This is a genomic window from Oscillatoria sp. HE19RPO (assembly GCF_024220515.1).
Lineage (GTDB): Bacteria > Cyanobacteriota > Cyanobacteriia > Cyanobacteriales > Laspinemataceae > Laspinema.
On record NZ_JAMXOT010000260.1, the window covers coordinates 1 to 10960 of the forward strand.

Consider the following 10960-nt stretch of genomic DNA (forward strand, 5'->3'; position numbering starts at 1 on the left):
TCGTTCGTAGTGACGACTTTAGTCGTCTCTTTCCCCAGGAGTTAAGAGGGGAGAACGACTGAAGTCGTTACTACAAACGGGGAAACGGGTTGTTCTCTTCGTTCGTAGTGACGACTTTAGTCGTCTCTTTCCCCAGGAGTCAGAGGGGAGAACGACTGAAGTCGTTACTACAAACGGGGAAACGGGTTGTTCTCTTCGTTCGTAGTGACGACTTTAGTCGTCTCTTTCCCCAGGAGTCAGAGGGGGAGAACGACTGAAGTCGTTACTACAAACGGGGGGAGTGGTTTTTTCTCTTCGTTCGTAGTGACGACTTCAGTCGTCTCTTTTTCCCAGACTCATCAATATCACCCGGGAGGTCAATAGAGGGAATTCTATAGATCAAGAAGGGTTAAAGAATTGTAAAGATGGGTTAAGATATTAAGAAATAAGTAAATAATCTGAATAAGCCAGACCGCAAGGCTGGCGGTCACTTCAGATCCAACCCAAGTATTAGAGGCAAGGAAAGGCGTGAGTTCTAAAACCATAGCCCAGATGCGGCGGTATGATCCTGCCGCGATCGCCAGTTACTATCGTTCCCGTCCCTGGAAAGTGATCTGGAGAGCCATCACCGTTATTTGGTATTTGTCTAGTTTTATTTTGGGCTTGAAGTGGGATGAGTGGACAAACCAAGCGGAACAACAACGACAAAAAAGAGCGACCCAGCTCCAAAACATCTTAACCAATCTAGGACCCACATTCATCAAGGTCGGTCAAGCCCTTTCCACCCGTCCGGATTTGATCCGCAAGGACTTCCTCGATGAACTGATCAAGCTCCAAGACCAACTGCCTTCGTTTGATAGTACCGTCGCCTACCGCATCATTGAGCGAGAACTCGACAAAACCGTTGAAGAACTGTTCGCTCAAATTACCCCCCTACCTGTGGCCGCAGCCAGTTTAGGCCAAGTGTATCAAGCCTATTTGCACAGTGGCGAAAAAGTGGCGGTCAAGGTACAGCGTCCAAATTTGAAACCCGTTCTCACCCTGGACCTGTTTTTAATGCGCTGGGGTGCGAAGGCAGTCGGACCTTGGCTGCCCCTAAATTTAGGTCATGACCTGGGTTTAATTGTCGATGAATTCGGCACCAAACTTTTTGAAGAAGTGGATTATCTCAATGAAGGACGCAATGCGGAAAAATTTGCGACCAACTTCAGTGGGAATCCAATGGTCAAGGTTCCCAGTATTTTCTGGCGCTATAGTAGCAATACGGTCCTAACTCTGGAGTGGATTGAGGGGTATAAGCTCAATGATATTCCCACCATGCAAGGGGCGGGAATCGACACCAATGCCTTAATTGAAGTGGGGGTAACCACGGGGTTACAGCAGCTTTTGGAGTTTGGCTTTTTCCATGCGGACCCACACCCGGGGAATTTATTTGGTCTGGCCGATGGTCGCATGGCCTACATTGATTTTGGCATGATGGATCAGCTAGACGAAACCACCAAGGAAAACTTGGTGGAGGCGATCGTTCATCTGATCAATAAAGACTATATAGAATTAGCCGAACAATTTGTCAAACTGGGATTTTTAACCCCGGAGACGGATATCTGGCCGATCGTCCCTGCTTTAGAAGCGGTATTAGGGGATATCCTCGGCCAAAGTGTGCGGGATTTCAACTTTAAGACGATTACCGATCGCTTCTCGGAGTTGATGTACGAGTATCCCTTCCGGGTCCCGGCTAAGTTTGCCCTGATTATTCGCTCTCTGGTGACTCAAGAAGGGTTAGCCTTGACGATGGATCCTAATTTCAAAATCGTGGATGTGGCCTATCCTTATGTCGCGCGGCGGTTACTGGCGGGAGAATCACCGCAGTTACGACGACGGTTGATTGATGTGTTATTTAAGGATGGCAAGTTCCAATGGAGTCGTCTGGAAAACTTGATTGCGATCGCCCGTTCGGACACCAATTTTGATATTATCCCCACGGCAGAGTTAGGTCTGCGCTATCTCCTCTCAGAAGAAGGTGAGTTTCTACGCCGTCAAATCTTACTGGCGTTAGTCGAAGATGACAAACTCCATACCGAAGAAGTCCGCCGTCTGTGGAACTTGATCAAGGAAGATATCCACCCCAATCGGATATTCGATGCCGCTTGGGGGGCTTTAGCTGACTTCTCCCGGGAAGGTGCAGCAGCATTGTTACCTTCGATGCCTACGGGAATCCCCTTTTTCGAGGAAAAGTAGTCTCAAGAACCGATTTCTTCAACCATCACCCCTGTTACCAAATCCGGTTGTCTCAAGTCGATTTTCGGTTTTAGCCCGCGCAGGCGGGCTTTGTCCGCGAGTGCCCCACCCTTGAGGGTGCGGGTTTTATTTTGACAACTTTCCTCTTTACAGTTGAGCCTTTCCCCTTTACCGTTGATAGTTGACCCTTCTGAGTTGACAGTCTTGTAGGAGAGATTCGTGCCTAACTTTCCCTATCCAGAGCCACCTTATTTCCTGTTAGCTGCTGCGTTTATCGCGGCAGTCGCCTCGGGAACCGCCTTCTATGCCACCCTCACCCAATTGGTGCAAGCCTGGTCTCGGAATCGCTCAACCCGCAGTCTCTCTCAAGCTAGAGGCATGGAATTACAACTGCCTTTTTTGGGAATGGCTGGGGCGATTTGTGTGTTTCTCGCGTCCGGGTTACAGGTTTTCGGATTTAATCTGTTGATTTCCTACGTTTTTTCCTTCCCGTTAACCATTTTAACCGCTTGGCTGGTTTGGTCTCAGTTGGGTAATCTTTTGATGCAACTCCAACGCGGTGGTTCCAAAGCCCTTGACCTTGATTCTTGGGAATAAAGTGCCGCTCAATTATCAGCCGATCTTCCGGTAATCACCGGATTGAATGGGAAAAAGCAACTTGCTTTTTCCTTTTCTTTTCAGGGTGGAAACTGGACAAATTGAGCCGTTCTTGTTACCCTTTCGCTGAAGGTTTTTCATCAACTTAAAGCGAGGCCGAATATTTTTCCAAGACTGCCCGATCGCGCCCGAGGGATTTCGCCTCATACAGTGCCCGATCGGCACTCCGAATTAATTTCTCCACCGAGTCTTGAGGTCGGGGTAAAGTCACCGCCACCCCCAAACTAATCGACACATAACCCACCGGGGACTTAGCATGATGAATCCGCAAGGCTTTAACTTGATTGCGGATGGTCTGCGCCACTTGCATCGCCCCTTCGCCATTGGTATGGGGAAGAATGACGGCGAATTCCTCTCCCCCATAGCGAGCAACTAAATCAGCGGGACGCTTGACGGCACTGGCGATCGCCAGGGCGACTTGTTTTAAACAAGTATCCCCAGCTTGATGCCCATAAGTATCATTGTATAATTTAAAGAAATCAATATCACAGAGTATCAAAGACAACATCGAATGTTCCCGAATGGTTCGCCGCCATTCCCGATGGAGACATTCATCAAAAGCGCGCCGGTTGGCGACCTGAGTCAATCCATCCAAAGAAGCAATCCGCTGTAATTCTTCATTTGCCGCTTCCAACTGTTTAAATAGAGTGGATTGTTGAATGGCGATCGCCAGTTGAGCGGACAACTGCTCAAATCCCCTAATCTCAAACGGTTGCCAGTGGTGAATTCCATTACATTGATGCGCCACCAACAACCCCCAAAGGCGGTTCTCATGTAACAAGGGCGCAATCATTTTCCCATTCACCCCAAAGGGTTGCAAAAATTCAATCAAACACTGGGGAGAATTCGCCGCCTTCAGATCATCGATCGCCTTAACCGTTCCGTTACAATAGCGCTCATAACAACTGGGCGGGAAAATTTCTTCTCCGAAACTTTCTCCCAGCATTGAGGGCCAAGGCGGAATCACCGATTCGGTCACCACACTCCCCGACTGGTCCGGCCAGATCTGATACACCACCACCCGATCGCAATCCAGAAATTGTCTCACTTCCGAAACCGCCGTATTCAAAATCTCTTCTAAATTCAACGATTGGCGAATGCGGGCCAGAGTCCCGCTCACCAGTCGTTCCCGGTCGGACTGGTGACGCATGGCTTCCTCCGCCCGGACCCGTTCGGTGATATCCTGGGCCAGAGATGCTACGGCGATCGTCTCACCCTCCCGGTCAATCAAGGGAGTCGTGTACCACTCACAAATAGCCCGCTGCCCATCTTTCTTGACATTTTCACAAATTGAGCAAGCGCCTCCCTTTTGATCCAACAGATCCAGCCATCGTTGACCCGCATCCGCTTCCTCCGTGGCTGGAAAGAGCAACGCCATCCCCCGTCCGAGGATTTCCGCTTTGCTATACCCAAAAATTGCTTCCGCTGCCGGATTCCATTCCACAATCTCTCCGTTGAGGTTGAATTCCACCACCGCTAAGGGGGTTTGTTCCAGGTGCAGAGAAAGTTTTTGTTTGGATTGTTGCAGGGCGGCTTCAACCTGAATTTGGGGGGTCAAATTCGTACTAATCCCAATCCGTCCAATAATTTTACCTGTGGGGTCTTTAATCGCATCGGCGCGGAGCAACACTTGGACAATTTTACCGCTGCGGGTGCGCTGTTCCACCGAACCGATCCAAGATTGACCCGGGGCGATCGCCTCAAAGATTTCCCGGGCAATTTCGGGGTCAGTATAGAGAATGGAGGGACCTCCGGCGGCTTTCAACTCTTCCACAGTGCCATACTCAAACAGGGTAGAAAAAGCCAAATTATGATAGATATGATTACCATTGGCATCGCTGATGGCGATCGCATCACTGGCACTTTCCACCGCTTGCGCCACATACTCTAAGGCCGCTTCCGCCTGTTTGCGTTCGGTGATATCCCGCAAAATTGCGACAACTCGGTCCTCTGCACAAGCCATCATCCGCGCTTCCCGGCTGTAGCAGTTGCCATGAATCGTCAACTCATATTCCCAGGTTTGAACTTCCCCAGTTTCCAAGGCTTGAAGTATATATTTCATCCCTTCCGTGGCGATGGATAGGGGCCAAATTTCATAGATAGAAAGCCCGATTTCAAAATTGGGCGGAATGGCTGTCGTCTGTTCCGGCACATTTTTGCAGTCCAAAATGGTGCCATCGGCTTTTAAATACAGCATCACATCCGGAATCGTCTCCATTGTCGCCTTCTGTTTGCCCGGTTTCCCTCGGGATGACTCCTCAACCTGGAGGCGATCGCTCCTATCTGGATCCCAAACCACCGCAATCGTCCCTTGCCTGGTCCCATCGCTGTTAAACAGGGGGGTTTTTTTGATGTCCACGGACCGCAGTTCCCCGGAAGGGGCGGGACATTCCACCCGGTGATAAATGGTTTTGGACAGTTCCCAAGCGGTTTGCTCAGATTCAGCATCAGCCCTCAAGATTTCTTGAGCGATGGGATAGTCTTGACTTAATTGGGGGTTGGTTTTACCGGCATAGTCCACGCCGATTAATTGGAATAGCCTCAATGCGACTTCGTTTGCCAGCAGCCAACATCCGCGCTCATCTTTGAGGATAACGCCTTCGGAAATGCTTTCAACTAAGGGTTTGAGCCACTGGGACCGGGTGCGATCGCCCCGTGGGTCTCTCCCGTCTATTCCCCAGGACTGAGGCCCTGGTGCCTGGGGCGATCGACTCAGTTGAGTATCCAGTTCCGGCCCCTGATTGGACTCAGAACTCGGTTCTATCCAGGATTCCTGTTGAACAAATTGGGGTTTACTATTCATGATGCCAGTGCCTCCCCTGAAATTTTCTACGTTACAAAATTCATGTCGGATACTCAGTTTCTATTGTGACAGTTTCTGTCGGGCGATCGCATAAAAGCATCAGACTAGATTTCCTGCCGCTTTCCCTTAGAGGTTCTGCCTTTTTAAGCAAGTCCTGCCCCGATTAATGAGTGAAAAAACTATAAAAACAAAATAACCAACCCTTTAAGATTCTGGCGCATCTAAGATAAATTATAAGGGCTGTTCTGTCACAAAATTTAATTGTTTTTCAGGCATTGCACCTCGTTCGGGAATTGGGGGGAGTCTCCCACCGTCCCTCACTTCGCGCAGGCGAGTCCCCAGGGTTACCGGATTGGCACTCTCATCCTCCCTGAATCCATGACGGGCCACATTTATCCCCCCGAGGAATAGTTAGGCGATCGCGGCGATGGGTGATACCAAATCCGGGTATGAAAAGTCGTTTTTATGGAGTAGCCTGCGTAGGCAGGCTTTGTCTTGTGAGCCTCCAGGCTTGAGCCTGTGGGTTTTTACAGACCTTTGACAATTGGATGGAGTATGAATCCAGATTTAGCAATTTCTGTACTCTGCCGGAGGCACTGGAATAGCACAGTTTGGCAATCCCATCCGAGGGAACTTTTTGATGAGTTGATGGGGTTAAACCCCGGGCAAGAGAATTTCAAACTCGGTGCCAATGCCTGGGGGTAAATCCTCTGAATTCAGGGTGCGCGATCGCAGATAAAGCTCTCCCCCATGTTTGGCGGTGACAATCCAATAACTCACCGCAAAGCTGGTTTCTTTTTCGGCCAATTTAGACATTCCAAAGGAGGCTAAAATTTCATTAATTTTAGCTTGAGGAATTCCCCGCCCATTATCAGCAATTTTAATCGAAACCCACCGGGAATCCGGCTGGGTCGGCATTAAAGCGGGTCGAGATATCAATTCTGTAGAGATGAAAATTTTTGACTTGGTTGGAGAAGGTTGAGGCTTGGCTCGAAAGCCCGCTTCACTGAACTCCAAGGAAAATTTTTGATGGACAGCTTCGTGAATTAATCCATCAATGGTTTTACTTAAAATATTAATAAAAACTTGATTGAGTTGAGAGGCGTAACAGGATATCGGCGGGAGATGTCCGTAGTTTTGGATAATTTCAATTTCGCCACTAATGCGGCTTTTTAACAACAACAAGACACTATCAATACAGGCATGAATATCAGCGGGTTTGGGATAAATTTCATCAATATGACAAAAATTTTGCAAGCTAGTGGCTAACTGTTTTAAGCGATCGGCTCCATTTTTCAGACTAGAAATGGCCCGAGGCAAGTCTTCTTTTAAAAACTCATATTCAATTTCTTCCTGGAGGTCCTCGATTTCCGGTATGGACTGGGGTAAATACTTTTGATAAGCATTCACCAACTCCATTAATTCCTCTGAATAGCTGGCAACGTAGGTTAAATTTCCCCAAATAAATCCCACGGGGTCGAGAATTTCATGAGCCACCCCATCGACCAACCGGCCCAAACTCGCCATTTTATCCGTTTGTACCAATTGCGCTTGAATTTGTTCAAACCGCAATTGAGTTTCAATACCGCGAATTTGCCAATAGGCGAGGTTTAATTCATGAATATTGAGTAATAGATAGTTATCGGAACTGGTTTGGACGACGAGGGGTTCGCCTAATAATTCAGGCGATCGCCGTAATGCCTGTCGTGCCGCTTGGACAATGGTTGTCTCGGAACTTAGTAGCATAATCTGAGTCCGAGCATAGCTATAAAGCATTTGCAAGGGAGCATTTAAAAACAACTCACTCGCGCGCGGACGAATCAAATATTCTAGCAGTCGCTGTCGAGACATCATCCCAACAAATTCTCCCGCATCTCGCAAAATCACCCCAGTCAGAAGGGGATATTTTTCAAAAGTGCGAACGATATCACAGCAGCGTCGGGTGATATCCACCTGGAAATCAAACAGGGGTAATTCTCCCAGGGTAGATTCAACGCGCAGATCTCGATAACTTCCTTCAAAAAATACAGGCTTTGAGAGTTCAGAATGGGGTTGATTTGGCACGGTCAAGGGATATCGCCGGTCAACACCGACGCCTAAACAGTAGAATGACAAGGGGGTTGGAGATGGGTGGTTCACCCTAGGGACGATCGCCGTTAGACATGGGTGCACTCATCATAAACCAAAAAGTTGCGATCGCCCGATGGAGATCCTCCTCATGTTTTCATTCTGTATTCTGTTCATGATAGCCCTGCACCCCAACCGCTTTTCCCAAAATAGGAGAAAAATCAAAGTCCCTCTCCCAAAATGGGAGAGGGATTTAGGGTGAGGGTTGTACCTTTTAAGACCACGACTTGAAGCTAGAGAAGAGTCAATTTTGATAACTTATCATGTTTGATATCCAGGGATTTCAGGACGGGTAAAACCAGAAAAATCCCCCGTCCTTCAACAGAAAGCTCTCGTTCGCCAACGGGTAATCCCGAAACTGCTTCCTTGGGATGGAAACACCCCAAATCCCTCCCCTACTCCTGTGGAGTCTCTTGGATATAGACGGGTTGTGGATTCAATTCTCCCATGCGATTCGGGGGCCAGAACCGAATCACTGCACGACCGATAATTTTCTCCCGAGGGACGAAACCCCAATAATGACTATCGTAGCTATTATTGCGATTATCCCCGAGCACTAAATATTGATCGTCAGGAACCAGTGCTGGCCCATATTGGTAGTTTGGTCCTTCTTCAATATAGCGTTCCTTGATGGGGATATTATTAATGTAAACCCGTTCCCCTCTGACCTCTACCGTTTCCCCAGGCAGCCCGATCACCCGCTTGATAAAAGCATCTTTAAAATTTTGGTCTTCGAGGGTTTGCGTGGGATAAAAGACGACAATATCGCCTCGTTCTGGATTCGTGAAGCGATAGCTCAACTTATCCACAATCAGGCGATCGTTAATTTCTAGGGTCGGTAGCATCGAACCCGACGGGATGTAGCGTGCTTCGGCCACAAAGTGACGAATCCCAATTGCTAAAATCGCACTCAAGCCAATGGTCTTAAGTGCTTCCACCCAAGGATTTTCTGGCTTGAGTTCCGGATTGTTAGGGGGAATTGGCTGAGAATTTATATCAGACACGGTTTCTTTTGCACGAGTCATGTTTTAACTTTTGACCTAATAGTGCTGCTGGTTTTTAACACAATATTGGGGAGAATGGAAAATTGGCTCTCCCTATAGAAGTAGCCGGGGATTAAAATACCATCTATTTCTCGAACCTTTAACCATCAATTATAAACCGAACTTCTGTGTATTTTTAATAACCAGATGAGCTGGATGATTGAGGGATTGACTCCGGATCTTCATCGGGTGATGTTGACCTAACGGGTATTAAACCGTTGACGTTTTTCCCCTCGGTCTTCGTTCATCACCCCTTTCCAAGTCAGGTTGAGAAAATTAACCTGAACACTCTAGTTAAGCTGAGAGTACGAAGATTTAGCCCCCCGCTCCGGGAAGAGGGTGAACCGGGAAGAGGGAAAATCACGCCCCAATATCGATCCTGTCTTGTACCCATGTCCATATCTTCATCCAGTGTAAAATGTCGGTCTGATTTTGGCAACTAGAGGGGTGAGTTGACTAAATCATTGCTCCCGACATAAACCCCCCAAACGGGATATCCTTGACTTGACCGAACCAGGGTTCAACACAACACAAGGAACTTGACCATGAGAAACCATTTATTAATCCGACAAGCCCGGATTTTACAGCCCGATGGAGAATTTTTACAGGGTGATGTCCTGATCCAAGAGGGAAAAATCCGCCAAATTGGACCGGATATTCCAGGTTTAGCTGAAAATCCCGACCCTGACGATAATCTGGAGGTGATTGACGCGGTTGGGCTGACTTTGTTGCCCGGGGTAATCGACCCCCAGGTTCATTTCCGCGAACCCGGACTCGAATATAAGGAAGACCTGTTTACAGCCAGTTGTGCCTGTGCTAAGGGCGGGGTGACTTCCTTCTTGGAGATGCCCAACACCCGACCCCTGACCACCACCCAGGCGACTCTGGATGATAAATTGGCTCGGGGCGCTCGTTCGTCCTTAGTTAATTATGGCTTTTTTATTGGGGCAACGGCAGAACATTTACCAGATTTGGTGGAAGCTCATCCCGCCTGTGGGATTAAAATTTTTATGGGGTCGATGAAGGGTCCGTTGTTGGTGGACGATCAGGAGGCATTGGAGGCGATTTTTAGTCAAGGCGATCGCCTGATTGCCGTCCATGCCGAGGACCGCACCCGCATCGAGGAACGCCGTCAACAGTTTAGCGGTCGCACGGATCCAGCAGTCCATTCTGAAATTCAGGATACTCAAGCTGCCTTAATCGCCACCAAGCGCGCCTTAAGTCTCTCTAAAAAATACCAACGCCGCCTGCATATTTTGCATCTGTCCACCGGCGATGAAGCCCTGCTGTTGCGTGAAGATAAACCCAGTTGGGTTACCGCCGAAGTCACCCCCCAACATCTGCTGCTGAATACCAGTGCCTACGACACCATCGGCACCTTGGCGCAGATGAATCCCCCGTTGCGATCGCCCCGGGATAACGAAATTCTCTGGCAGGCCCTCCTGGATGGCGTGATTGATTTTATTGCTACGGACCATGCCCCTCATACCCTCGAAGAAAAAGCCCAAGGCTATCCCAATACCCCCTCGGGAATGCCCGGAGTGGAAACCTCCCTGCCCCTAATGCTGACTCAAGCCATGCAGGGACGCTGCACCGTCCCCCAAGTCGCCCATTGGATGTCCACTGCCGTTGCCAAAGGCTATCGAATCCCCAACAAAGGGGCGATCGCCCCGGGTTACGATGCCGATTTAGTCCTGGTGGATTTAAACACCTACCGTCCCGTATTAAGGGAAGAAGTGGTTAGTAAATGTGGCTGGAATCCCTTCGAGGGCTGGAGCCTCACCGGATGGCCCGTGGTAACCATTGTCGGCGGTCAAGTGGTCTATGATCGCGGAAAACTCAACACCGACATTCGCGGCAAAGCCTTATCATTTGGCGGTTAATCCCTTTCAGAAGTCCAGCGAGGGATAAATCCCCCGCTTGTAGAGGCGCTTCGCGAAGCGCCCCTACATCGGTTAAAAACGGACATCTTGCACCCATATAAAACTCCGAGATGTTTGGGAACTGCGCATCTTTAGAGCGCAGAGGAAAAACGAACGAGCGGTTTTAACCGCCTATCCCTTGCCTATCCCTTAGTGCTACAATGTAGTCATTAACGTTTTTAGCGTTTCAT

At 48.8% G+C, this 10960-nt stretch carries 7 protein-coding genes; 3 read left to right on the forward strand and 4 right to left on the reverse strand.

Going from position 1 to position 10960, the window contains the following annotated elements:
- Positions 1-531 precede the first annotated feature (531 nt).
- A complete protein-coding gene (locus tag NG833_RS21935) occupies positions 532-2217 on the forward strand; it encodes an AarF/ABC1/UbiB kinase family protein (protein WP_254567412.1) in 1686 nt (561 codons plus the stop codon).
- Positions 2218-2436: 219 nt separating this feature from the next.
- On the forward strand, positions 2437-2814 hold the full coding sequence (locus NG833_RS21940; protein ID WP_254567407.1) for a hypothetical protein: 378 nt from the start codon (positions 2437-2439) through the stop codon (positions 2812-2814).
- Between the two features lie 145 nt (positions 2815-2959).
- Here the strand turns inward: NG833_RS21940 and NG833_RS21945 are convergent, their stop codons facing one another.
- The 4 genes from NG833_RS21945 to lepB form a co-directional block, all read right to left on the reverse strand.
- Positions 2960-5677, reverse strand: coding sequence for a diguanylate cyclase (locus tag NG833_RS21945; protein ID WP_254567408.1), 2718 nt, complete (start codon positions 5675-5677; stop codon positions 2960-2962).
- Positions 5678-5908: 231 nt separating this feature from the next.
- A complete protein-coding gene (locus NG833_RS21950) occupies positions 5909-6067 on the reverse strand; it encodes a hypothetical protein (RefSeq protein ID WP_254567409.1) in 159 nt (52 codons plus the stop codon).
- A 264-nt stretch (positions 6068-6331) separates the two neighbouring features.
- Complete coding sequence (locus tag NG833_RS21955) at positions 6332-7741, reverse strand: sensor histidine kinase (protein ID WP_254567413.1); 1410 nt, start codon at positions 7739-7741, stop codon at positions 6332-6334.
- A 458-nt stretch (positions 7742-8199) separates the two neighbouring features.
- Positions 8200-8829, reverse strand: coding sequence for a signal peptidase I (gene lepB, locus NG833_RS21960; protein ID WP_254567410.1), 630 nt, complete (start codon positions 8827-8829; stop codon positions 8200-8202).
- Positions 8830-9392: 563 nt separating this feature from the next.
- On the opposite strand from lepB, the gene NG833_RS21965 reads away from it, so the two are divergent.
- The gene (locus NG833_RS21965) at positions 9393-10730 is read left to right on the forward strand and encodes a dihydroorotase (RefSeq protein ID WP_375293939.1); all 1338 of its coding nucleotides are present in this window, start codon (positions 9393-9395) and stop codon (positions 10728-10730) included.
- Positions 10731-10960: the final 230 nt, after the last annotated feature.

Bases quoted from the DNA above. Each gene is read 5' to 3' on its own strand.
- NG833_RS21935 (WP_254567412.1), top strand. From the start codon at position 532: ATGCGGCGGTATGATCCTGCCGCGATCGCCAGTTACTATCGTTCCCGT.
- NG833_RS21945 (WP_254567408.1), bottom strand. From the start codon at position 5,677: ATGAATAGTAAACCCCAATTTGTTCAACAGGAATCCTGGATAGAACCG.
- lepB (WP_254567410.1), bottom strand. From the start codon at position 8,829: ATGACTCGTGCAAAAGAAACCGTGTCTGATATAAATTCTCAGCCAATT.
- NG833_RS21965 (WP_375293939.1), top strand. From the start codon at position 9,393: ATGAGAAACCATTTATTAATCCGACAAGCCCGGATTTTACAGCCCGAT.